This is a genomic window from Sphingomonas sp. MMS24-J45 (assembly GCF_044881195.1).
Taxonomy (GTDB): domain Bacteria; phylum Pseudomonadota; class Alphaproteobacteria; order Sphingomonadales; family Sphingomonadaceae; genus Sphingomonas.
In genome coordinates this window covers 1434080-1457679 of sequence record NZ_CP173255.1, presented here as the reverse complement: position 1 = coordinate 1457679, position 23600 = coordinate 1434080, and the positions used below count along the sequence as shown (strand labels likewise).

At 66.7% G+C, this 23600-nt stretch carries 22 protein-coding genes; 14 read left to right on the top strand and 8 right to left on the bottom strand.

All coding sequences use genetic code 11. The features are described from left to right. Positions 1-48 precede the first annotated feature (48 nt). The 5 genes from AB5I39_RS07380 to AB5I39_RS07360 all read right to left on the bottom strand — a co-directional run bounded on the left by AB5I39_RS07380 (position 49) and on the right by AB5I39_RS07360 (position 4487). Entirely contained in the window at positions 49-1065 is a 1017-nt protein-coding gene (locus AB5I39_RS07380; RefSeq protein ID WP_404373119.1) for a ferritin-like domain-containing protein, read from the bottom strand. Between the two features lie 46 nt (positions 1066-1111). Continuing rightward, positions 1112-2182 (bottom strand): ferritin-like domain-containing protein, encoded by a 1071-nt coding sequence (locus tag AB5I39_RS07375; RefSeq protein WP_404373116.1) that lies wholly within the window; start codon positions 2180-2182, stop codon positions 1112-1114. A 133-nt stretch (positions 2183-2315) separates the two neighbouring features. Further along, positions 2316-3221 (bottom strand): MipA/OmpV family protein, encoded by a 906-nt coding sequence (locus AB5I39_RS07370; protein WP_404373114.1) that lies wholly within the window; start codon positions 3219-3221, stop codon positions 2316-2318. A gap of 68 nt (positions 3222-3289) precedes the next feature. Next, positions 3290-3736 carry a DUF2141 domain-containing protein gene (locus AB5I39_RS07365; protein ID WP_404373111.1) on the bottom strand — a complete coding sequence of 149 codons (447 nt, stop codon included), beginning with the start codon at positions 3734-3736 and terminating at the stop codon, positions 3290-3292. After that, on the bottom strand, positions 3651-4487 hold the full coding sequence (locus AB5I39_RS07360) for a sterol desaturase family protein (protein ID WP_404373109.1): 837 nt from the start codon (positions 4485-4487) through the stop codon (positions 3651-3653). Before AB5I39_RS07360 ends, AB5I39_RS07365 begins: the two co-directional genes overlap by 86 nt. Before the next feature lie 84 nt (positions 4488-4571). Between AB5I39_RS07360 and crtY the strand changes: the two genes are divergently transcribed. The 4 genes from crtY to AB5I39_RS07340 are packed head-to-tail and all read left to right on the top strand — an operon-like array spanning position 4572 to position 8792. After that, positions 4572-5774 (top strand): lycopene beta-cyclase CrtY, encoded by a 1203-nt coding sequence (crtY, locus tag AB5I39_RS07355; protein ID WP_404373106.1) that lies wholly within the window; start codon positions 4572-4574, stop codon positions 5772-5774. Then, entirely contained in the window at positions 5771-7255 is a 1485-nt protein-coding gene (locus tag AB5I39_RS07350) for a phytoene desaturase (RefSeq protein WP_404373104.1), read from the top strand. The genes crtY and AB5I39_RS07350 overlap by 4 nt, the downstream gene beginning before the upstream one ends. Further along, entirely contained in the window at positions 7252-7833 is a 582-nt protein-coding gene (locus AB5I39_RS07345) for a TIGR00730 family Rossman fold protein (protein WP_404373101.1), read from the top strand. The genes AB5I39_RS07350 and AB5I39_RS07345 overlap by 4 nt, the downstream gene beginning before the upstream one ends. Beyond that, positions 7830-8792, top strand: a complete 963-nt coding sequence (locus AB5I39_RS07340; protein ID WP_404373098.1) for a phytoene/squalene synthase family protein — start codon at positions 7830-7832, stop codon at positions 8790-8792. The genes AB5I39_RS07345 and AB5I39_RS07340 overlap by 4 nt, the downstream gene beginning before the upstream one ends. A gap of 3 nt (positions 8793-8795) precedes the next feature. Here the strand turns inward: AB5I39_RS07340 and AB5I39_RS07335 are convergent, their stop codons facing one another. Then, a complete protein-coding gene (locus AB5I39_RS07335; protein WP_404373095.1) occupies positions 8796-9875 on the bottom strand; it encodes a ketopantoate reductase family protein in 1080 nt (359 codons plus the stop codon). Beyond that, positions 9872-10318 carry a VOC family protein gene (locus AB5I39_RS07330; RefSeq protein WP_404373092.1) on the bottom strand — a complete coding sequence of 149 codons (447 nt, stop codon included), beginning with the start codon at positions 10316-10318 and terminating at the stop codon, positions 9872-9874. The genes AB5I39_RS07335 and AB5I39_RS07330 overlap by 4 nt, the downstream gene beginning before the upstream one ends. A 101-nt stretch (positions 10319-10419) precedes the next feature. On the opposite strand from AB5I39_RS07330, the gene gcvA reads away from it, so the two are divergent. Beyond that, positions 10420-11328, top strand: a complete 909-nt coding sequence (gcvA, locus tag AB5I39_RS07325) for a transcriptional regulator GcvA (RefSeq protein ID WP_404373089.1) — start codon at positions 10420-10422, stop codon at positions 11326-11328. 9 nt (positions 11329-11337) lie between these two features. Here gcvA and AB5I39_RS07320 read toward each other — a convergent pair whose 3' ends face one another. Then, positions 11338-13023, bottom strand: a complete 1686-nt coding sequence (locus AB5I39_RS07320) for a gamma-glutamyltransferase (RefSeq protein WP_404373087.1) — start codon at positions 13021-13023, stop codon at positions 11338-11340. Positions 13024-13181: 158 nt separating this feature from the next. Between AB5I39_RS07320 and AB5I39_RS07315 the strand changes: the two genes are divergently transcribed. Genes AB5I39_RS07315 through AB5I39_RS07275 form a run of 9 tightly spaced genes read left to right on the top strand, consistent with a single transcriptional unit; the run spans position 13182 to position 23413 of the window. Next, positions 13182-14378, top strand: a complete 1197-nt coding sequence (locus AB5I39_RS07315) for a hypothetical protein (RefSeq protein ID WP_404373084.1) — start codon at positions 13182-13184, stop codon at positions 14376-14378. After that, on the top strand, positions 14375-15484 hold the full coding sequence (locus tag AB5I39_RS07310) for a Gfo/Idh/MocA family protein (protein WP_404373081.1): 1110 nt from the start codon (positions 14375-14377) through the stop codon (positions 15482-15484). The genes AB5I39_RS07315 and AB5I39_RS07310 overlap by 4 nt, the downstream gene beginning before the upstream one ends. Further along, positions 15481-17091 (top strand): DUF885 family protein, encoded by a 1611-nt coding sequence (locus tag AB5I39_RS07305; protein ID WP_404373078.1) that lies wholly within the window; start codon positions 15481-15483, stop codon positions 17089-17091. Before AB5I39_RS07310 ends, AB5I39_RS07305 begins: the two co-directional genes overlap by 4 nt. After that, positions 17088-18077 (top strand): ABC transporter ATP-binding protein, encoded by a 990-nt coding sequence (locus tag AB5I39_RS07300; RefSeq protein ID WP_404373076.1) that lies wholly within the window; start codon positions 17088-17090, stop codon positions 18075-18077. Before AB5I39_RS07305 ends, AB5I39_RS07300 begins: the two co-directional genes overlap by 4 nt. Further along, entirely contained in the window at positions 18074-19048 is a 975-nt protein-coding gene (locus tag AB5I39_RS07295) for an ABC transporter ATP-binding protein (protein ID WP_404373073.1), read from the top strand. The genes AB5I39_RS07300 and AB5I39_RS07295 overlap by 4 nt, the downstream gene beginning before the upstream one ends. 14 nt (positions 19049-19062) lie before the next feature. Then, positions 19063-19989, top strand: coding sequence for a 2-hydroxyacid dehydrogenase (locus tag AB5I39_RS07290; RefSeq protein WP_404373071.1), 927 nt, complete (start codon positions 19063-19065; stop codon positions 19987-19989). Further along, complete coding sequence (locus AB5I39_RS07285) at positions 19961-21601, top strand: peptide ABC transporter substrate-binding protein (protein WP_404373068.1); 1641 nt, start codon at positions 19961-19963, stop codon at positions 21599-21601. The genes AB5I39_RS07290 and AB5I39_RS07285 overlap by 29 nt, the downstream gene beginning before the upstream one ends. Further along, positions 21598-22551 (top strand): ABC transporter permease, encoded by a 954-nt coding sequence (locus AB5I39_RS07280; RefSeq protein WP_404373066.1) that lies wholly within the window; start codon positions 21598-21600, stop codon positions 22549-22551. Before AB5I39_RS07285 ends, AB5I39_RS07280 begins: the two co-directional genes overlap by 4 nt. Then, positions 22544-23413, top strand: coding sequence for an ABC transporter permease (locus tag AB5I39_RS07275; RefSeq protein ID WP_404373064.1), 870 nt, complete (start codon positions 22544-22546; stop codon positions 23411-23413). The genes AB5I39_RS07280 and AB5I39_RS07275 overlap by 8 nt, the downstream gene beginning before the upstream one ends. Positions 23414-23600: the final 187 nt, after the last annotated feature.

Below are 23600 nucleotides of genomic sequence, written 5' to 3'. Positions count from 1 at the left end.
TCTAGGCGCATCCGGGGCCGCTGCAAAGCCCCGGATGCTAAAGCTGGGTCAGCTTGCCGCGCTGGTCTTGATGTTGCCGTTGAGGCCCGCGGGGAAGAACCCGCCGCCCACCACCGCGTTGCGGTTGAGATAGACGATGTTGAGCACCTGACCCGCGGTGCGGCCGAAGACGAGGCCATTGGCGTCGACCGGCACCAGGTTCGACGTAACGGCATCGCCGACGATGCCCTGGTCGAGATCGGTCGTGGTGCCGTCAAGGCTGTCGCGCGCGTCGCTGATCAGCCCGGCATTGGTACGCAGGCTCGGCGTGGTCAGGCCCTTGGAGTAGAGCACGGTACGAATGAGGCCGGCGTGGTACGCCTCGGTCGCGAGGATGCCGGCGGCGGCATCGATCAGCAGCGCGCTGTTGATCTGCGCCGCGGCGCCCTTGTACGCGGTGACGCCGACATCTTCGAAGACGAAGGCGGCGAGCAGGAAATTCTCGTCGCTGGCGTAAGGATCGAAGGTGTCGGTCGAGGCGACGATCCCGGCCGCGCGGGCGAGCGCGGTGAAGGCACCGCTCGCGCCGCCATCGATGTTGATGTTCGGCATCGCCACCGCCGCCGCGCCGAGCGCGGAACGCAGCAGGCCGACATGCGCGATCTCATCGGCGGCGATCTCGCGGGCATATTCGCGCACGACGGTGTCGGTGAAGCTCACCTGGCGGCCGCCGGTCACGGTGCCGGTCGTGGTGCCGCTGCCGTTGCCGGGGGCGATCAGCGCGGCGGGCAGGCCGGCGCCGGTCACGGCATAGCTGTAGAATTGCGCCTCGAGATATTCGAGGTTGAGCGCGAAGTTCAGCGTATCCTGATCCTGCAGCACCGAGGTCGAGCTCGGGCTGGGGGTCGGGGTGGTGGTCGGCGTCGGGGTGGAGGTGCCGCTGTTGCCGCCGCCGCACGCCGCGAGCAACGCGCTGCCGCCAACCGCGAGCGAGGCCGCGCTCGCGCTGCGCAGGAAATTGCGGCGCTCGGCGCGGCGCCGTTCGCTGGCTTCGAGCGTCTGCAGGAGGATGTCGCTGTCGATCACTGGGAAACTCCGATCGGAAAAATCACGGGCTGCAACGGGGCGGACATCAGCTCGCCGAGCTGCTCACGAGCGTGCCGTTCAGGCCGTTCGGGAAGAACCCGCCCTTCGAGACCGCCAGGCGGTTGAGATACAGCACGTTGAGCACGGTGCCGGTGCTGCGCCCGTAGACCGTGCCATCGGCGGCGGTCGGCACGATATTGGAGGCGGTACCGAGCAACGCCGCGGGGACGAGCGGGGCATAGGCTCCTGGGGCCGGGGTCGGGGTCAGGCTGCTGACCAGAGTGACCGGCGAGATGCCCTGATCGTCGTCGGTCGTGCCATCGAGCGCGTCGCGCGCGTTGGACAGCGCATCGGCGGAGGTACGGAAGGACGCAGTGTCGACGCCCTTGCGATACAGCACGGTACGGATGATCGAAGCGTGGTAGGCCTCCGCCGCGAGGATACCGGCCGCTGCATCGAGATAGACCTTGCTTTCGAGCAGCGTCGCCGCGCCCTTGTACGCGGTGACGCCGACATCTTCGAACAGGAAGGCGGCGAGCAGGAAGTTCTGGTCGTTGGCGTACGGATCGAACGCCGTGCCCGACGTGACAATCCCGGCGGCCTGCGCCGCTACGCTGAACGCGCTGGTCGCGGTGCTGCCGAGATCGATCGCGGGCATCGCGACCGCGGCGGTGCCGAGCGTGTTGCGCAGGAAGGCGACGTGCGCTGCCTCGTCCGCCGCAATTTCGCGCGCATATTGTGCGACGAGCGGATCGGAGAAGCTGACCTGCCGCCCAGGCGTGATCGTGCCCACTGTCGTCGTACTCGCGCTGCCTGGCGTGAGCAGGCTGTTGGCAAGGCCCGTACCGGTCACGGCGTAGCTGTAGAATTGAGCTTCGAGATATTCGAGGTTGAGCGCGAAATTGAGGATCGCCGCGTCGTTGACCGACTGCGCAGTTGCGCGCGAGGCGAGCGTCACCGCCGTCGCGCCAACCGCCGCCACGGCCCCTGCGCCAAGCGCGGTGCGGAAGAATTCGCGCCGTTCGTTGCGTCGTTCGGCGCGCGCATCGAACTGGGCGATCAGGCCGGAGCTGGGGTCTTCGCCGTCGCGCAGCAGGACGGGGGGAGTATCGGTCATCGGGGCGAACCCTCTTCTTCCAAGAAAACGCGCCATCTGGCGGGAACCGCGTCGCATTTCGCGCGCCGCGACGCAAGCCGGGATTGCCAGGACGGCTCCGGTTTGCGGCGATCGGCGTGTGCGATCCGGTCCGTCAGAAGGTGTAGGCGATGCCGACCGCGCCGAGCCATTGGTTGGGCGTACCGGCGATGCGGACGATCGGGCTGTACGAAAAATCGCCAAGTTCGCGGCTGTAGGTGCCGCCCGCGACGATCTTGAAGCCCTTCAGCAGATCGCCGGTCAGCGAATAGGTCACGAAGCCGCCGACGCTGTAATTACGCCAGCCTTTCCGCGCGTTGAAGGAGGGCAGGCCGCTGGCAATGCTTTGGCTGGGGCTGATCGAGAAATAGGCGTCGGCAAAGCCCTGACCCGAATATTGCGCGGTGGCGATCAGCCCGGCGGCGGCCTTTCGGCTGAGCGGGGTGAGATAGGTCACCGTCGGCTGCCAGGTATAGGAGCGATGCGCGCCGCTGACGCCCTGACGATAGCTCAAGGACAGCGAGAGCTTGTCATATGGGCTGGTGACGATGCCGGTCTTGCCGATCCCGACATAGCCGCCGAGTTCGATCGCGGTGCTGCGCTTGCCCAGCGCGCGGACGCGCACGTCATCGATCGTGCTGACCGCCGAGCGGTTGAAATTGAGCACGCCGATCGGGCCGAGCTGGAGGTCGATCGTCTGGCCCGGACGGTTCGGGATCAGATCGACGCTGGCGCGATTGCCGACGACCGAGAAGTTGAACCCCTTGATCGATCCGATCGCGACCGGACCCGGCGCGAGGCGATACTCGTTCGAGCCTTCATAATCGGGCAGATACGCGCCACCGATGCCGACCGTCACGCTGTCGCCATTCAGGCGTGCGGCGAGATCGGCATTGCTGTCCGCGCTCGCCGGGGCCGCCGGGGCGGGGGCGTCCTGCGCGAGGGCGGGGACGGCGGCGGCGCTCAGCGCCAAAGCGGCGGAGGCGAGCAGGGTACGGCTAAGCAAAGGGGCGACGATCACGGGGGAGCTCCAACTATCGGGGTTGAGGCCGTAACGTGCCCGTACCGGTTTGGGTCCGCCGACACCGGTCAGAGCAAGTAACGCATCCGTACCTGTTGCGTTTCTGCATCACCCGCCAGCGTGAAGCGCGCCGCCGAAAAGCGCGGCGGACCGAAGGTAACGGGCGGATTGCGCGAAAAACCGAAGCCTTCGCGCGGGATGCCGGCGAAGGTGTCCAATTTGCGATTGCCATTCTCGTCATGGATCACCGCGACAGCATAATCGCCATGCGCCAGGCCATCGAAGCGGATCTTCGGCGTGCCCGCCGGGATCGAGCGTGTCACCGCTTGCGCATCGTCGATACAGGCGGGGAAATTCTGCGGATCGGCGGTCAGGCAGACGCGTACGAAACCCTTGTGCGAGCGCAGATTGGAGACGTCGACCGAAAGCTCACCCGTCCCGACCGCTCCGGGCAGCAACAGCAGCGCCGCTGCGCTCAACGCGCTGGCTCGCGCGACCGCACGCAGCCTTGGCATGGCTCTTGGCGAAATCGCCGACGCCTTTGTCCGTGCCGCAAATCCGGTCCCAGAAGCGGAAGTAGAGTCCATAATTGCCCCGATAGAGTTCGTGGTGGCGTTGATGATGACTCGCGGTGATGAGCCAACCTCCCAGTCGGCCTTTCCACATGAACGTAGGAAAAACCTCCCACCCCATATGGTTGGTCACCCCCATAACCGTCATGATGGTCAACACCAACCCTAGCGCGCCGATGTGGATTGGAATCAGGAAGACCAGTAGCGGAATTATCACAGCGCCGGTGATCGCCTCGATCGGGTGGAACGCCATCGCAGCCCAGGCGGTGGGTGGGCGGCTTTCATGATGCACCGCGTGGGCGAGCCTGAATGCGCGCGGCGTGTGCATCCAGCGGTGCGTCCAGTAGAACCAGGTATCGTGGACGAACAGATAGAGCAGCACGGACACCGGCGCGTACCACAAGGGCCAGGCGTGGATGTCGGCGTAGATCATCGTCCAGCCGCGATTTTGCCATCCCCAGGCGACGACCCCTGCGGGCACGCCATAGATCAGCGCCGAGGCGAGGCTCCACGCGATCTCGCGCCGGATTTGGGGGGTGAGGCCGGCATACAGCCCCGGATAGCGTGTCCGCGTCGCGACATCGAACGCGCCCGACACGATCAGATAGCGCACCCCGACGATCAGCGACATGGCAAGCGCCGAGACGAGGATGGCGATCGGAACGGCGACCGGCAGGGAAAATAGCGTGGGCATCGAAGCGAAACCTTACACGTGCCGAAGCGATCCGTCACCCGCGCGCGCTTGCGCGGCGGCGCTTTTCTAGTATCGCTCTTTGCCATGCCGACCACCCACAATTGCGACTTGGCCATCGTTGGTGGCGGGCTGGCCGGTGGCCTGATCGCGCTTGCGCTCGCCAAGAAGCGCCCCGGAATCGATGTGCGGATCATCGAGGGGGCGGATACGATCGGTGGCAACCACCTCTGGTCGTTCTTTGCAAGCGACATAGACGAGGGCAACCGCTGGATCGTCGCGCCGCTGATTTCCTATGGCTGGACGCAATATGACATCGCCTTTCCGGCGCACCAGCGGACGCTGAAGAGCCCCTATTACTCGATCGAATCGGAGCGGCTCGACACGGTGATGCGGGCGACTCTGCCCGAAAAGGCATTGATGACCGGGCGGAAAGTGCTGGCCGCCAGCGCGACCGCGGTCGTGCTCGCCGATGGCGACCGGATCGAGGCGAAGGGCGTGATCGATGCGCGCGGGCCCGGGGACCTCGGGCTGCTCGACCTTGGCTGGCAGAAGTTCGTCGGCATGGAATTCGCGCTCGACGAGCCGCACGGGGTCGATCACCCGATCGTGATGGATGCGACGGTCGAGCAGATCGACGGCTATCGCTTCGTCTATACGCTGCCCTTCTCGGCGACGCGGCTGTTCGTCGAGGACACCTATTACAGCGACACGCCCGATCTGCACCGCCCGAAGCCCGGCAGTGGGAGCAATGCCGATCCGATCGCCGAGCGCGTGCTGGCCTATGCCGCCGCGCATGGCTGGCAGACGCAGCATATCGTGCGCGAGGAATCGGGCGTGCTGCCGGTGACGATGGGCGGCGATTTCGAGGCCTATTGGCAATCGGGCGGCAACAAGGTGGCGAAGGCCGGGATGCGCGCCGGTCTGTTTCACCCGACCACCGGCTATTCGCTGCCCGATGCGGTGCGGATGGCGGCGCTGATCGGCGATGCGCGCGACCTTTCGGGGGCGGGCCTGCACGACCTGACGCACGATTTCGCGCGGCGGACGTGGAAGGCGCGCGGCTTTTACCGGATGCTCGACAAGATGTTGTTCCGCGCGGCCGACCCGGAAGAGCGCTACAAGGTGCTGGAGCGCTTCTATCGGCTCGATCCGCAACTGGTGCGGCGCTTCTATGCCGGGCGATCGACGCTGTTCGACAAGGTGCGCGTGCTGACCGGCAAGCCGCCGGTGACGATCCCGCGCGCGATGCGGGCGATCGGCCTGTTGCCTGCGGCGAAGCCATTATGAACGGTCGCACGGCAATCGTGATCGGTGCGGGCTTTGGCGGGCTCGCGCTCGCGATTCGGCTGCAATCGGCCGGGGTCGAGACGACGATCGTCGAGGCGCGCGACAAGCCCGGCGGGCGGGCGTATGTGTGGGAAAAGGACGGCTTCACCTTCGATGCCGGGCCGACCGTCATCACCGATCCGCCATCCTTGCAGGAACTTTGGGCGCTGACCGGGCGCGACATGGCCGATGACGTGACGCTGGTGCCGGTGATGCCGTTCTACCGGCTCAGCTGGCCCGACGGCACAACGTTCGATTATTCGAACGACGAAAATGCGCTGCGCGCCGAGATCGCCAAGCTCAACCCCGAGGATGTGGCGGGTTACGCCAAGTTCCTCGAATACTCGGCCGGCGTGTATGAGGAGGGCTATCGCAAGCTCGGCCATGTCGCGTTCCTCGACTTTGCGGCGATGATCAAGGCGGCGCCCGGGCTGTTCAAATATCAGGCGTGGAGATCGGTCTATTCGGTCGTGTCGAGCTATGTGAAGGACGAGCATCTGCGCCAGGCGCTGTCGTTCCACACGCTGCTGGTCGGCGGCAATCCGATGACCACCAGCGCGATCTACGCGCTGATCCACAAATTGGAGAAGGACGGCGGGGTGTGGTTCGCGCTGGGCGGCACCAACCGGCTGATCGCGGGGATGGTGACGCATTTTGAGCGGCTGGGCGGCGTGGTGCGGCTGAACGATGCGGTGGTCGATATCGCCACGCTGGGCGACCGCGCGACCGGCGTCACCACGGCAAGCGGGTGGCATCAGGATGCCGACATGATCGCGTGCAATGGCGACGTGATGCACGTCTATCGCGATCTGCTGAAGTCCTCGCGCAGTGCGCAGCGCACCAAGACTGCGCTGGCGCGCAAACGCTATTCGCCGTCGCTGTTCGTCGTGCATTTCGGGATCAAGGGCGATTGGCCGGGCATCCCGCACCATTCGATCCTGTTCGGGCCGCGCTATCAGGGGTTGATGGCCGACATTTTCGACCACGGCGTGCTGTCGGAGGATGTGTCGATCTATCTGCACCATCCGACCGTGACCGATCCGTCCCTGGCGCCCGAGGGATATTCGACCTTCTACGCGCTGGCGCCGGTGCCGCATCTCGGCAAATTCCCGGTCGAGTGGGACGAGATCGGGCCGATCCTGGAAAAGCGCATCCTCGATGAAATCGGGCGGCGGCTGATTCCCGATATCCACGATCGGATCGTTACGAAATTTTCGTACACGCCGAAGGATTTCGCGGGCGATCTGAACGCGCATCTCGGCAGCGCCTTTTCGCTGGAGCCGATCCTGACGCAGAGCGCGTGGTTCCGCGTGCACAATCGCGACGACCATATCCCGAACCTGTATTTCGTCGGCGCGGGCACGCATCCGGGCGCGGGGATCCCCGGCGTGGTGGGCAGTGCCAAGGCGACGGCGGCGTTGATGTTGGAGAACAAGTCTTGAAGCGCCTGGCCATTTATTGCGGCTCCGCCACGCCTGCCGACCCGGTCTATATCGAATGCGCGCGCGAAGTCGGGCGGACGCTGGCCGAGCGGGGGATCGGCGTCGTTTATGGCGGCGGCAGGCTCGGGCTGATGGGCGCGGTCGCCGATAGTGCGCTGGCGGCGGGGGGCGAGGTGATCGGGATCATCCCGCAGGCGCTGGTCGATGCCGAGGTGGCGCATAAGGGCTGCACCGAGCTGCACGTCGTCGGCACGATGCACCAGCGCAAGCAGGCGTTCACCGATCTCAGCGACGGGTTCGTCAATCTGCCCGGCGGGACCGGCACGATGGACGAGCTGTGGGAGGCGCTCAGCTGGGCGCAGATCGGTTATCACGCGAAGCCGGTCGGGCTGCTCAACATCGCGGGCTATTACGACCATCTCGTGGCCTTTTATCACCACATGGCCGAGGTCGGATTTCTCCGCGCGCAACACCGCGAGATCCTGCTGATCGACACCGCGCTCGACGGGTTGCTGGCGCAGATGGCCGCGCATGTGCCGGTGACGACGGTTACCAAGATCGGCGCGAAGGACCTTTGAGCGGCGCGCGTTCCAGCGGGCCGACCCGCGCCGCGATCGTCGCGACCGCGCAGGAATTGATCGCGCGCGGATCGCGCAGTTTCGCCGCCGCGAGTCGCCTGTTCGGACGATGCGAGCGGGAGCGGGCGTGGTTGCTCTATGCCTGGTGCCGGGCGTGCGACGACATTGCCGACGGGCAGGATCATGGCCACGGCATGACGCCCGGCGACGGGCCGGCGCGGCTCGCCGAGATTACCGAGAAGACCGAGGTGGCGCTGGCCGGGCAGGTAGTCGGCGATCCCGCTTTCGACGCGCTGCGGCTGTTCGCCGCCGAGGTGAAGCTGCCCTCGGCCTTGCCGCGCGATCTGATCGCCGGGTTCGCGCTCGATGCGGCGGAGTGGCGGCCGCAGACCGAGCAGGACCTGTACCAATATTGCTATCACGTCGCGGGCGTCGTCGGGTGCATGATGGCGCTGGCGATGGGCGTCGCCCCGGAGGATGAGGCGACGCTCGACCGGGCGTGCGATCTGGGGCTAGCGTTCCAGCTTGCGAACATCGCGCGCGACGTGGGCGAGGATGCGCGTGCCGGGCGGTGTTATCTGCCGCAGGAGTGGCTGGATGCGGCGGGGATTGCGGCGGACGATTTGCTCGCGCCGCAGTATCGCGAAGCGCTCGGGCGGCTCGGCGTGCGCCTGGCCGAGCGCGCGGCGGCGTATGAAGCGAGCGCGCGTTACGGGACGCCCGCGCTATCGTTCCGATCGGCCTGGGCGGTGCTGGCGGCGGCGGATATTTATGGGGGCATTGCACGGCGCGTCGCGGCGCTCGGGCCGCGAGCGTGGGATCAACGCGTCACCACGTCGGGCGCGGCAAAGATCGCCATGATCGCGCGCGCCTGGGGCCAGGCGCAGCGTCGGCACACACTCTACCCGCCGACTGTACGCGACGCGACGCTGTGGACCCGGCCGCGCGCGCTGCTTTAAGCGTCAGGGCAGGGTCTTGCCGATGCTTTCGACATAGGCTTCGAGCTCGTCGAAATTCTGAAAACCGAGCGGGCGTTTGCCGTCCTCGATCTCATAGATCATCGTACAGAGTTTTTCGTTAAGGCGCGTGTCGGCCCCGACCGCCTTGCCCAGGTCGATCAGCTTGCCGTTGGACGAGCGCACCTCGGACTGGCGCTTGCGATAGACGATGTCCCACCAGATGCCTGAGCCCTTCTTGCGGAACTGGTGGCTGTCGGGCTTCTGATCCTTTTTCAGCAGCCAGATCGCATGGTTGATATTGTCGAGCAGTTTCTGCGTGTCGGCCGCGGTTTGCGGGCGGTAATTTGCGGGATCGAAGAAATCGAACGCCTCGACCGTGATGCCGTTGGCGTCGGCGATTTCCAGCGCCTCGCGAACCACCGCGCCCGCGATCCGGGCGTAGCGCGGGTTGCCGAGCGTTTCGTGAATGCGCGCGTCCGCGAGCGCGGAGAAGACCACCTGCGCGGAATAGACTTCCTTCGCCCAGATCTGCCCCCAGATGTTCGACGAGAGCTGCACTTGCGTCAGTGCGGAGAGCATGTCCGCGAGCGTGTTCAGCCGCGCGCTGTCGCTGCCGTCCATCTCGCCCAATTGGATCGGGCCTTCATGGACGAATTCGAGATGCCCCGGATCGACCAGCGCGCCGCCGTAATTGGGGATCGATCCGATCACGCGCTCGCGCCCGCCCAGGCCCGCTGCGGTCAGCGCGTCGGCAATGGCGGGTTCGTTGAAGCCGTTCTGGAACGACACGACGAATGTGTCCGGCCCGAACAGCGGGAACAGGCTTTGCAGCGCCTCGATCGTGTGCTGCGATTTGGTGGCGATCAGCACGGCTTCGAGCGGGCCGGTCAGTTCGGCCAAGTGCGCGGCGGGCACGGGGATACGCATCTCGCCGCGAATGCCGTCGATGAACAGGCCGTCCCGCTTGATCGCGTCGATATGCTCGGCCCAGCGATCGACCAGCACGACGTCATGCCCTGCCTTTGCCATGAACGCGCCCGCCAGGCCGCCGATCGCGCCTGCGCCGATGATCGTGACCTTCATTGTGCTGCCTCGGCTGGCGTTGCGGCGGTGGTGCCTGCGTCGAAAATGCCGTTCGGATCGCGGAACGCCTTGAATTCGAGCGCATTGCCCGATGGATCGCGCACGAAGAAGGTGGCTTGCTCGCCCGGTTCGCCGACGAAGCGGACTTGCGGTTCGATCACGAAATCGGCGCCGTGCGCGGTGAGGCGCTGGGACAGGTCCTGCCAATGGTCCCATTCGAGCACCGCTCCGAAATGCGACAAGGGCACGTCGATCCCGGCGACGCGCGTCTGCAACACCACATCGGGGCGCGGCCCGATATGCGCCGAAATCTGATGGCCGAAAAAGTCGAAGTCGATCCAGTTTTCGGTTTCGCGGCCCGTGGGGCAGTTCAGGAGGCCAGCGTAAAATGCCCGTGTCGATTCGATGTCGTCGATCCGAAAAGCCAGATGAAAAGGTAGCATTCTGAACCCCAGAGGAAAGCGTATGGGCTCAGCATTTACCGGATTGCACCATTCAGGATAGTCGCTCTAAAGTACGCAGGTCATGAGTTCCTCGCACTGAAATGCGGCGTCGGCTGCTCCCTTCGCTCACCGCGCTGCGCACCTTCGAGGCGGTCGCGCGGTGCATGAGTTTCACCGAAGCGGCGGGCGAATTGAACGTCACGCAAAGCGCCGCCAGCCGTCAGGTCCGCGTGCTGGAGGATTATGTCGGCGGGCCGCTCTTCATGCGCACGCGCGGGCGGCTGGAGCTGACCGAAGAGGGGCGGGCCTATGCTGCCGAGCTGAAGGACGCGCTCGACCGGATGGAGCTTGCGACGCTGCAGGCGATGACGTTCGAACGTGGCGGCGGCGTGTTGCGGATCGGCGCTTTGCCGACCTTTGCGACACGCTGGCTGATTCCGCGGCTGTCCGGTTTCACCAAGGCGCATCCCAAGATCACGCTCAACCTGACCGCGGGCGACGGCACGGTCGATTTCAGCGCGCAAGGCATTGATCTGGCGATCCGATTCGGCACCGGGCAATGGCCCGATGCGGTTTCGTACCGGCTCGGGCTGCGCGAGGAGATGATCGTGGTGTGCAGCCCGGAGCTGCTCGAACGTGGCATCGTGCCTGACGATCCGATGTGTCTCGCCGATCACGTCCTGTTGCAGCATACGACGCGCCCGCTCGCCTGGTCGCAATGGCTGACCGACGCCGGGATCACCGATCTCAACCCGGAAATGGGGCCGAGCTTCGAGCATTTCTTCATGCTGATTCAGGCGGCGGTGGCGGGTCTGGGGCTGGCGTTGCTGCCGCGCTTCCTGATCGATGACGAGCTGCGCAGCGGCGCTCTGGTGTCGCCCTTTGCGCGCAACACCATTTATGACGGCGGCTATTATCTGATCTGCCCGACGGCGCGGCGCGATCTCAGCAAGATCCGCGCGTTTCGTGACTGGTTGCTGGCCGAAAGCGCGGTACCGAGCGGCGTCTGAGCGCGCGGCTCAGAAGCCGCCAGCCTCACCACAGCGGCGCGGATCGACCGTCGCGCACAGCGCACCCGACGCATCGCGGTAGCACATCTGGAACGAGCCCATGTGCCAGTCATAGGGCGGCATCACCGACACTGGCACGCCGAGCCTTGCTAGGCCCGCAAGCGAGTCCGCGGCGATGCGGTCCTCCATCACCAGCCCGCCATCCTCGCCCAATTGCAGCATCCTGGGGGCGGCAACCGCGTCATACGGGTCCATCCCGAAATCGAGCAGATTGGTCAGCACTTGCGGCACCGTGCAGAACACGTTGCCGGGCGTGCCGAGCCCGAACACCGGTGCGCCGTCCTTGAGCACGAAGGTGTTGCCGACGATCGTGCGCAGCCGCGCGCCTGGCACCAGCTTGATGTCGAAATGCCCGGTGACGCCTGCAAAGGTGACGTGCGACCCGACCATCGGGACGCCACCGATCACCGCGCCGGGAATGCCGCCCGATTGCAGCGTGTTCATCATCTGCACCCAATTGCCCTCGGCATCGACGATGCTGAGTTCGCAACTGCCCGATGGTTGCTTGGTCTGCGCATCGAGCGAGGGGATGCCGGCAAGGCCATGTTCGTCGGCGCGCAAGCCGGGGCCGCGGACGAGGCGCAAATGCTCGGTCAGATCGACCTTCGGCTTCATGCCGCGGATCAGGCGCGCGAGCGAACGGTGGAAATCACCGTCGAGCAATTGCGCGGTGTCGTAGGACGCGACGATCGGATCGCCGGTGAAGCCGCAGAAATACAGGCCCAGCCGCAACGCGTGCGCCATCGAAAACAGATGCTCGGCCGAGCCCGGGGCCATGTCGCGGATGCCGAGATCGGTCAGGATGCCGAGCACCATCGACAGGAAAACGCCCTGCTGCTCGGGCGGCGACAGCGTCACGATCTCATGCGCGCCATGCGTGATCCGCAGCGGTTCGATCCAGCGCGGCGGGTTCTGCGTCATGTGCGCAAGCGTGATCGGCCAGCCCATGCGATTGGCCTGAGCGACGAAGTCGGCAGCCCATGCCCCTTCGATCATATACGCCGCGCCATCGCGGGCGACGCCGCGCAGCGTCTCCGCCAGCGCCGGGTTGCGGAAGCGCTCCCCGACCGTCGGGTAATAGCCTTTCGGCATGTAGAACCGGCGGCCTTCGGGGAAATAGGTGATGAAATCCTGTTCCGACACCGTCACCGCATATTCGAAGGCGGAGACGACATGGCCGTCCTCGCCCCAGCGGATCGCGGGTTCGACCAGGCTCGCCCAGTCGCGTGAGCCGAAGCGGGCGTGCATCGCCTGCATCGCGGGCATGAAGCCGGGGATGCAGGCCGATGGTGGCAGCCGGGCATAGCCGGTTGCCATCTTGGGGATCGGGCGGAACGGCGCCAGCCCTTCGGGAAAGGTGCCGGCGCTGTGCAACTGGTGGAACTGCCCGGTCGCGGCCTCGCGGTACAACAGGCTGACCGTGCCGGTGTGGTTGGTCATGAAGGGTTCGACCGCCGCTTGCACCATGCTGCCGGCGATCGCGGCGTCGATGGCATTGCCCCCGGCGCGCATCGTGTCCAAGATGGTCTCGGTCACGATCGCATTGTCGGTGCTGCACGCCACCGACACGCCGCGGACGCTGCTCTTGGGGCCGGGGTCGCGGAGATAGCGGGCGAGCGGGTCTGGGTTGGTCATGACATGCATCATGGCGCGCGTGAACGTTTCGGTGCCAGTGCTCAAATTTCGCCGGGGCATGAGTTTTACGCCGTCATCGAACTGCAATTTCCGCTGTTCGAGTGCCGCGCTGCACCATAGACATTGTCGTCATGCAGCAGCCATCCGGACATTCTGACATGAGCGTGAACACCACCGACACCGGCGTCGAACTGACCGCCGTCACCATGGGCATCGATCGGTTCGAGCGCTCACACGCACAGGGCGAGAGCTTGCTCGACGGCGAAGGGCTGGTGCCGATCTATATCGGTGAGGACGTCGTCGCGCCGCGAAGCTATGCCGGATGGGACGAGATTTTTGCGGATCTCGACGCGCTGGCCGCGCGGCCCGATGTAACCGCAGACGATGCGCGCGGCGTGTTCCTGACGAGCATGGTGAAGTCAGTGAAGACCGCGGCGCGGCTCTTTTCGGGCGAAACGATGAGTTACGCCGAGAAGGTGCGCGATCTGGTCGGGGCCGAACCCGCGCCGACCGCCGAGGCGCGGGTTGCCGAACTGTCCGATCAACTCGACACGGCGCTTACCGGATCGGGCTTCGTGCGCGGCAGCCTGCGCGACCGGGTCGAGGCGTGGGAGGAAGCGCGCGCGATCCCGTCGGACAAATTGGAAGACACGTTTCGCGAGCTGATGGCGGTCGCCAAGGCGCGCACCGCCGATATGATCTATGACACCGGCGATTACGACATGCAGCTCAATCCGCTGCGCAACGTGCCGTTCACCGCGCGCTGCGGCTTCATCGATCGGCGGATGGATTTGAACGTCGACAATGCTTTCACCCGCGCCGCGCTGAAACATCTGGTCGGCCATGAGGTCTATCCCGGCCACGCCACGCAATTGCTCTACACCCGCGCCGAGGTCGACGCCGGTCGCTCGCCCGCCGATGCTTTGCTGTGCACGACCAACGCCGTCACCGGCTGCGTGCAGGAAGGGATTGGCGATCAGGCGGTCGAGCTGATCGACTGGATCGAGGATCAGGACGATGTGATCCACCTCGCGCTGCGCTCGCTGAAAAGCGCGGTGCAGACCACCGCCGCGTGGCGGCTGATGGAGGAAGGCGAGAGCGCCGAGAGCGTCGCCGACTATATGCGCACTGTCGGATGCGGGCAGGAAGCGTGGGTGCAGGGCCGCCTGCGCATGGCGAGCCACCCGTTCCGCGGGCCGTTCGTGCCGTCTTACTTCGCGGGTAATGAGAGCGTCCGCCGGGTGCGCGAACGCGTCGGCGAGGCCGACCGCGCGGCGTTCCATGACTATCTCTATGGCCAGGTCCACAGCCCCGAGAGCCTGGAGATGTTCGGCACGACGGGCGTTGCGGCGTGACGCGGAAACTCAAAGTCGGGCTGATCGGCGCGCACGCCTGGGCCGACAAGGCGCATCTTCCGGGGTTCGCGGCGCATGAGCGCGTCGAACTGGTCGCGGTGTGCGACACAGATCGCGCGCGGGCCGAGGCGGCGGCGCAGAAGTTCGGGATCGGCGCGGTCTATACCGACCATCGCGAGATGCTGGCCGATCCGACGATCGAGATGATCGACGTCTGCACCCCGACCGCGACGCATTTGCCGCTCAGCCTCGCCGCGATCGACGCGGGCAAGCATGTCCTGTCGGAAAAGCCGCTGCACACGCAGGCCGCACCCGCATTCGACGCGGCGGCGCGCGCGAAACTGAACGGCGTGCGCACCAAATTGGGTTTCACCTTCCGCTATTCCCCCGCAATCCGGCGGTTGAAGGAATGGGTCGCGGCGGGCGAGCTCGGCGAGATTTTCCACATCCACGGCTTCGAGCAGAATTCGCAATTCCTCGACCCCGATTTCGAACTGCGCCAGTTCGACATCACTTCGCCGCGCGACCGGCTGATCCCGGCGTCGATCGTCGGCTATGGATCGCATCTGATCGACCTGATGCGCTGGATCGGCGGCGAGTTCAATTCGGTGGTCAGCACGATGAGCAATTATGTGCCCGAGCGGCTGGTGCGTGGCCTTGAGGGGCGGCAGCGTTTCCAGGTCGAGGACGGCACCGTCGCTTTGGTCGAATATGCCGGGGGCACGCAGGGGATGTTGCAGACCAGCTATGTCGCGGTCGGCAATTATCCGGGCGTCGAAATCCGCGTCTATGGGTCGAAGGGCGCGGCGGTCGCGCGGCTGATTTCGGAATATGGCGTGGCCGAGACGCTGCACCGCGCCCGCGCGGATTCGGTCGAATTTGCGAAGGTCGAGCTGGGTGACGACGTGCTGCCGCCCGGCACCACGCTCGCGACGCCGTGGCCGGAACTCTATTACCGCAATCTGATCCGCTATTTCACCGACGAAATCCTCGAAAACCGGCCGGAGGAATGCACTTTCTTCGACGGGGCGAAGAGCCAGGAAATCGTCGATGCGATCATCCGCGCGCAGGCCGAGCGCCGCTGGGTGAAGGTCGGCGAGGCGTGAACCACGCGATCGCCGACGCCTATCTGGCGCATCACGCGGCGTTCCGGCCGGTGGATGCGAGCTTCATGGGGCTGGCGGGGTATGATGATCAGCTGCCCGATGCGTCGGCAGGAGCGGGGGCGGCGGAGCGCGCCGGAATTGCGCGGGTGCGGGACACGATCGCTTCGGTCCCGGTAGATGCTGATGACCTCGGCGCGCGGCTCGACCGGCGGATGGCGACGGCGCAACTCGCCGTGACCGAAGCGGCGCTCGACCATGCGCCGCGCTTCGACAATCCCGCCTGGTACAGCGGCGAAGCGGTGTTCGCGATCATCGGCCTGTTGTTGCCGAGCGGGCGACCGACGCCGCGCGATGCGGTGGCGGCGCGGCTGGCGGCGCTGCCTGATTTCCTGTTCGATGCGCAGGCGCGGCTGGCGACCGCCGCGTCCCCTGCGGCAGTGACCGCGCGTGCGAAGGCCGAGGCGGCGACGGCGGCGGCGTTCCTGCGCGGCGGGCTGCGGTTGCATCCCGATTATGATGCGGCGTGGGGGGCGTCGGCGGATGTGGCCGCGGCGGCGTTCGATGCTTTTGCGGTGTCGCTCGATACGGTGCCGGATCGTCCGGCGGCGGCGGGCAAGTCCTATCTCGAAACGCTGATGCGCGAGGCGCACGGGCTCGATTTTGGCGCGGTCGAAGCGCTGCGTCGCGCCGAGGCGGCGTTCGATTCGCTCGGCGAGCAACTGGTCGAGGCGGCGGCGCGGATCGATCCGTCGCGGACCTGGGAAGAGCAGGTCGCGGCTCTGGCCGACATCGGGCCGGAATCGCCGGATGCTGTACTCGATCTGGTGCGCGATCTCGATGCGCGCGCGATGGCGGACGGCGCTGCGCTGGTGACGCCGGCGCGGGACTATGGGCTCGACTATCGCTGGCTCGCACCCGAATGGCGGGACGTGGCGGGGCCGCTCTATTTCCTGCCCTATCGCTCGCCGCCCGCCGATGCGGCGGGTGAGGGGAGCACCTATTGGATTTCCCCGCCGGGCGCCGACACGCGCGCCTATCTGCAGGCCAATTCGACGATCAACGTGAAGCTGATCCACGCCGTCCACCACGGCAGCATCGGCCACCACACGCAGAATGCGCGCGCGCGGGCGGCGGCATCACGGCTGGCGCAAGTCGCGGGCACCGATTGTGCGCTCGGCCTCGCGTTCCTGTCGTCGGGCACGATGGTCGAGGGGTGGGCGTGCTACGTGCAGGATCTGATCGACGAAGCGCCCGATTTCTATTCGCCGACGGAACGGCTGTTCCTGTTGCAGCAGCAGCGCCGCAACGCCGCCAGCGTGCTGGTCGACATCCGGCTGCACACCGGCGAATGGAGCCCGGAACAGGCGATCGCCTTCTACCGCGATCGCGCGCATTTCGCGCCAGCCCGCGTGGCGGGCGAAGTGACGCGCAACACGATGCTGCCGGGCACGCGGCTGATGTACTGGCTCGGCACCGAACAGATCCTCGATCTGCGGCGGCGCTGGAGCGGGGATACGCGCGGCTTCCACGATACGTTGATCGGCTATGGCCATGTGCCCGTCGCCTGGGCGGGGGAAGAAATGGCGCGCGCGGGGCTGCTCGGGTGAGCGAAGGCGCTCGCGATACGCCTATTCTCGACGTCCAGGGGCTGACGGTCGATTTCGCGAGCGCCACCGGCGGCCGCGTGCGCGCGCTGCACGGCATCGACCTGTCGCTCGCGGCGGGGGAAACCTACGCGCTGGTCGGGGAAAGCGGATCGGGCAAATCGGTGACGAGTCTCGCGATTATGCGCCTGCTCGATGCGCGGCGTGCGACGGTCGGCGGGTCGGTTATGCTGGCGGGGGTGGGCGATTTGCTGACCTTGCCGCCGAAACCGCTGGCGTCGGTGCGCGGGCAACAGATCGCGATGATCTTTCAGGAACCGATGACCTGCCTCAACCCGGTGCAGACGGTCGGCGCGCAAATCGCCGAGGCGCTGAAGCGGCATGGTGGCGGTGCGCGGGGGGAAATCGCCGATGCGGTGATCGCGGCGCTCGCCGAGGTCGAGATCCCCGATCCGCGTCGCCGTGCCGGGGCCTATCCGCATGAACTGTCGGGCGGGATGCGGCAACGCGTGTTGATCGCGATGGCGCTGGCGTGTCGGCCGCGGCTGCTGATCGCCGATGAGCCGACCACCGCGCTCGACGTGACGGTGCAGGCGCAGATCCTGCGGCTGCTGGCGCGGTTGCAGCGCGAACGCGGCATGGCGGTGCTGTTCATCACGCACAGCCTGGCGGTGGTGGCGGAGATCGCCGACCGCGTGGGCGTGATGTATGGCGGGCGGATCGTCGAACAGGCGCGCGCGGCGGACATCTTCGCGCAGCCGCGCCATCCTTATACGCGGGGGCTGCTCGACAGCTTGCCGCAAACCGCTGGCGGCGGACGGCTGCGCGCGATTCCCGGGCAGGTGATCGACCCGGCGAGCCCGCCGCCCGGCTGCGCGTTCGAGCCACGCTGCGCGCTCCGCGAGGAGCCCTGCCGTGCCGCGCCGATCCCCTTCTTTCCTGTGCCGCCCGATCGGGCGTCGCGCTGTCTGCGCTGGAGCGCGCTATGACGCGCCTGCTGGATGTAACGGGCCTGTCGGTGCACTTTCCCGGTGCGCGGCGCGGCTGGCGGCGGGGCGCGCCCGTGCAGGCGCTAAACGACGTGTCGTTGCACGTTGACGCGGGGGAGGTGCTGGGCGTCGTCGGCGAATCCGGATCTGGCAAGACGACGCTGGGGCGCGCGATCCTCGGGCTGACGCAGCCGACCGGGGGCACGGTGCATTTCGACGGGGAGTCGGTGATTGGCGCGAGCGCCACGCGGATGCGCGCGATCCGCGGGCGGATGCAGGCGGTGTTCCAGGACCCGACCTCCAGCCTCAACCCGACGATGACGATCGGCGCGGCGATCGGCGAGGCGCTGGCGCTGCACAAGGTCGGCACGCGCGCCGATCGGGCGGAGCGGGTGGCGGCGCTGCTGGAACGCGTCGGCCTGCCTGCGTCGGCCGCCGCCAAATATCCGCGTGCCCTGTCGGGCGGGCAGCGGCAGCGCGTCGGCATCGCGCGCGCGCTCGCGGTCGGGCCGGAACTGATCGTCGCGGACGAGGCGGTCTCCGCGCTCGACGTGTCGGTGCAGGCCGGGATCATCAACCTGTTGTCGGACCTGCGCGCCGAACTGGGGCTGGCGCTGCTGTTCGTGTCGCACGATCTCGCGCTGGTGCGCTATTTCTGCGACCGCGTGGTCGTGCTGTACCTGGGCCGGGTGATGGAAGTGGGGCGGGTCGAGGAGATTTTTGCACAGCCGCGCCATCCCTACACCCGCGCGCTGCTCGATGCGGTGCCGCAGATCGATGCGCTGCCGCGAGAGGCGACGATCCTGGCGGGCGAATTGCCGAGCCCGCTTGCCCCGCCGTCGGGCTGCGTATTCCGCACGCGCTGCCCCCACGCGATTGCCGCCTGCGCGGAAACCGTGCCGCCGCTGGAAGGCCCGGCCAATGGCCATCGCGCCGCCTGTATCCGCCAGCATGCGCTGGCCCTGTCATGACCCTGGAGCCGAATATGAAACGCGTACTGGTCGCCGCGCGCGCCAATGCCGATGCCTTCGCCGCAGAGTTCCGCATCGCGCTGCCCGATCATGAGATTATCACCGCCGTGCCTGATGACGGCCTGCCCATTCCCTATGCCGTGGTCGGGCGGCCGCTGCCGGGCTTGCTCGCCAGCCTGCCGGGGCTTGAACTCGTGCTGAGCCTCAACGCCGGGGTCGAGCATCTGATTGCCTCGGGCGAAGTGCCGGCGGGCGTGCCGATCGTGCGGATGGTCGATCCGGGGCTGGTCGACGGGATGGTCGAATGGGTCGCGGCGCAAGTGCTGGCATGGCACCGCAATCTGCTCGCCTATCGCCGCAAGCAGGAAGCGGGGACGTGGGAACCGGCATCCGAGAAACTGGCCCATGAACGTATCGTCACCGTGCTGGGCGCGGGCGCGTTGGGCGGGCCGGTCGCGGCGATGCTGGCGACGATCGGCTTCACCGTGCGCGCGTGGAGCCGCACGCCGCGCGATGTGGCGGGGGTCACGACCTTTGCCGGGCGCGAGACGCTGGCCGAGGCGGTGACGGGGGCCGACGTGCTGGTCAGCCTGCTGCCCGCGACCGCCGATACCGCGAATGTGATCGACCGGGCGTTGCTCGATCGGCTCGCGCGCGGGGCGTTCGTGGTCAATGGCGGGCGCGGGGGGGCGATCGTCGATGCCGATCTGATCGCTGCGCTTGATGACGGACAATTGAGCGGCGCGGCCCTGGACGTGTTCCGCACCGAACCGCTGCCCGCCGACGATCCTTATTGGACGCGCGAGGATGTGCTCGTCTCGCCGCACGTCGCCGCGCCGACGCATGTTTCGACCGCGGTCGGCGTGATGGCGGAAAGCGTGCGCGCGTGGGAGCGGGGCGAGATGCCGCCGCATGTCGTCGATCTCGACCGCGGTTATTGATTCGGTGGGCGGGGCCGACCTTGCCACCGTATCGCGGCGCGCGCTGCTCGCCGGGGCGGGCGTCGGCGCACTTGGCCTGGCGGCGTGCGGGCGGGTACGCAGTGGGCGCGCCAGCAACACGCTGGTGGTCGGCCTGACCTACGACATCGACACGCTCAACGTCTATTCGACCGGCTTTCTGGGCGATGTGCAGGCCGCCGTGGTGGAAGGGCTGCTCGCGCCCGACGAACATGCCAATTACGTGCCGGTGCTGGCGACCGAGGTGCCGACGCTGGAGAATGGCGGCATCGTGCTGGAGGGTGCGGGCATGTCGATCACCTACAAGTTGCGCCCTGGCGTGTTGTGGCACGATGGTCGCCCCTTCACCTCGGCCGATGTCGCCTTCACCTGGCGCGCGGTGAAGAATCCGGCGTTCATCGCCGAATCGAAGGACGGCACCGAGGATATCGTTGCGATCGAGACGCCTGATCCGCTGACGGTGATCTGTCGCTACAAGACCGTCAGCCCGACCTTTGCGACGACGCTGTTCACCTTCGGCATCCTGCCGCGGCACCTGCTGGAGGGCGTCGATCTCAACACCGCGCCCTATAACGAGCGGCCGATCGGCACCGGGCCGTTCATGGTCACCGCGTTCAAGCGCGGGCAATATGTGCTGACCGAACGCTTTCCCGGGTACTGGCGGCGCGATGCGCGCGGCAAGCGGCTGCCTTATCTCGACAAATTGATCTTCAAGATCATTCCCAATTCGAACACGCTGTTGACGCAGATCCGGTCGGGCGAGCTCGATCTGGTGACGCAGACGCCGTACGACCAGGCCAAGCAGATGCATGGCCTGCCCGGCGTGGAGCTGATCCGCGCGCCGCTCCTCTCGTGGCAGCATCTCGACTTCAATTTCCGCAATCCCGCGCTCGCCGACAGGCAAGTCCGTCTGGCAATCGCCCATGCGATCGACCGCGGACCGCTGATCCGCGCGCAGGGCGATTTCCCGGCGGCGATCACCTCGCCAGTGGTGCCGGTGTTCGATTTCTACGATCCGAACGTGCCCAAGATTCCCTATGATCCGGCCAAGGCGCGCGCTGTGCTGGAGGCGGCGGGCTATGTCGGCAAGGGGGTGCGGGTACGGAACGGCGTACCCTTGCGCTTCCGCTTCCTGGCGCAGGCGGGCAAGGGCAATGACGAACTCGCGCAGCAGGTGATCATCGCGCAATTGAAGGCGATCGGGATCGACGCCTATGCCGACAACAAGACCGGCGTTTCCTACCGCCAAGCGCGTTATACCGGCGCATATGACATCACCTATGCCACCTGGGTGACAGGAGCCGACCCGATCTACAGCCGCTTCTATGCGACCAAGGGGTCGAACAACGGACAGGGCTATAGCAACCCGAAGCTTGATCGCGTGCTGCAGCAGATGGAGGGGACGCTCGACCCGGCAGAACGCCGCCGTGCCGCGTTCGAAATGCAGCGCATCCTGCTGCAGGATTTGCCGAGCGTGCCGCTGACCAGCAATGTCGCGGTGGTGGTGAAGCGCAGCGCGCTTGACGGCTTTACCCCCAACCCGACCAACATGACGCCGTTCGTCGGCAGCGCGTTCTGGCGGTGGCGGGCATGAGCGCGCGCGTGGTCCTGACTCGCCTGGGTGCGGCGGTGCCATTGCTGCTCGGCATTTCGCTGCTGCTGTTCCTGGTCGTGCATCTGGCCCCTGGTGGACCGCTCGACGTCTATGCCGACAATCCGTCGGTCACCCCGGCGGCGCTGGAACGGCTGGCCGAGGCCTATGGCCTGAACAAGCCGCTGCCGGTGCAATACGGCCTGTGGCTGAAGGCAATGCTGAGCGGCGACTGGGGCTTTTCGATCCGCACCGGGCGGCCGGTGCTGACCGAAGTGGTCGAGCGGCTGGGGCCGACGCTGGAGCTTGGGCTGGCGGCGATGCTGATCGCCTTGGTCGCCTCGCTTGCGCTCGGCACGCTAGCGGCGGCGCGTAAAGGCAGCTGGATCGACCGCACGATCGACGCGGCGACGCTGAGCGGCCTGTCGATGCCCGCCTTCTGGCTCGCCTTGGTGATGCAATATCTGTTTTCGGTGCGGCTCGGTTGGCTGCCCTCGGCGGGGATGGAGACGATCGGCGATCCTTCGTTCGTCGATTCGCTGGCGCATCTGGTGATGCCGGCGACCGTGCTGGCGCTGGTCACGACGGCGGCGTGGACGCGCTACATCCGCGCCGGGATGATCGACGTGCTGTCGCGCGATTACATCCGCACGGCCTATGCCAAGGGCCTGAGCGAGCGCGAAGTGCTGATCCGCCACGCGCTGCGCAACGCGATCGTGCCGGCGATCAGCATCATCGCGCTCGACCTCGCCAGCCTGATTTCGGGTGCGGTGATTACCGAAGCGGTGTTCGCCTGGCCCGGCGTCGGCAGCCTGTTCGTGCAGAGCATGGACGGGCGCGATTATCCCGTGTTGATGGGGGTGTTGATGATGGGATCGGCGGCCGTGATCCTGGCCAATATCGTCGGCGATCTGGCGCAGGCCGCGCTCGACCCGCGGTTGCGCCATGGATAGCGCCGCGCCCCTCGGCTCCCCGCTTGCCGCGGAGGCAGCGCCCCGCGCGCGCGGGCGGTTGCGCAGGCCCGGCGCGCTGACCAGCGGGTTGGTGCTGCTCGCGCTGATCGCGCTGGCGGTGGTGATCGGGCCCTGGGTGTCGCCTTATGCCTATGACGAACAATCGCTCGCCTTGCTGGGCGAGCCGCATGCGCCGTCGTGGTCGCACTGGCTGGGGACGGATGAATTGGGGCGCGACGTGCTGACGCGGTTGCTGTTCGGCGGGCGCATTTCGCTCGCGGTCGGGCTGGCCGGGGCGGCGGTCGCAACGGGTATCGGCACGGTGTTCGGCGCGCTCTCCGGCTACTTCGGGGGATGGATCGATCAACTCCTGATGCGCTTCACCGATGTCATGTTGTCGATTCCCGCGCTGCCGCTCGTTCTGGTCGTCGCCAGCCTGATGCGGCCCAACCCGACGCTCCTCGTTTTGCTGATCGCGGCACTGATCTGGACGAGCGCGGCGCGGCTGGTGCGATCGCACGTGCGGTCGATCCGCACCGCCGATTATGTCGCCGCCGCGCGCACGCTCGGCGCGGGCAATGCGCGGATCATCATCCGCCACGTGCTGCCCAATGCAGTCGGCGCGATCACGGTTTCGGCAACGATTGCCGTGGGTGGCGCGGTGATGCTCGAATCGGCGTTGTCGTTCCTCGGCTTCGGTATCCAGCCGCCGATGCCGACCTGGGGCAATCTGCTCAACCAGGCGGCGCCCTGGCTGGTCAGCGCACCGTGGATGTCGATTCCGCCGGGGGTGATGATCTTCCTCACCATGATCGGCGTGAACATCCTGGGCGAGGGACTGCGCGCGCGTCAGGGCGACTGACCGCGGCCGCAACTTTCGTGCGTAAAACTCATGATCGCGCGACCTTTTTGAGCCGGAACAGGCGCTCTGAGCGCTTTCGATTACGCGCGGCGCACGTTACGCTCCTGTGACATTCCGACGAAGATCGGAGCACCGCCCTGCAGGGGGCACGCTGAGATCATAGCCTTCGCCAAAAGCCATAAGGGGT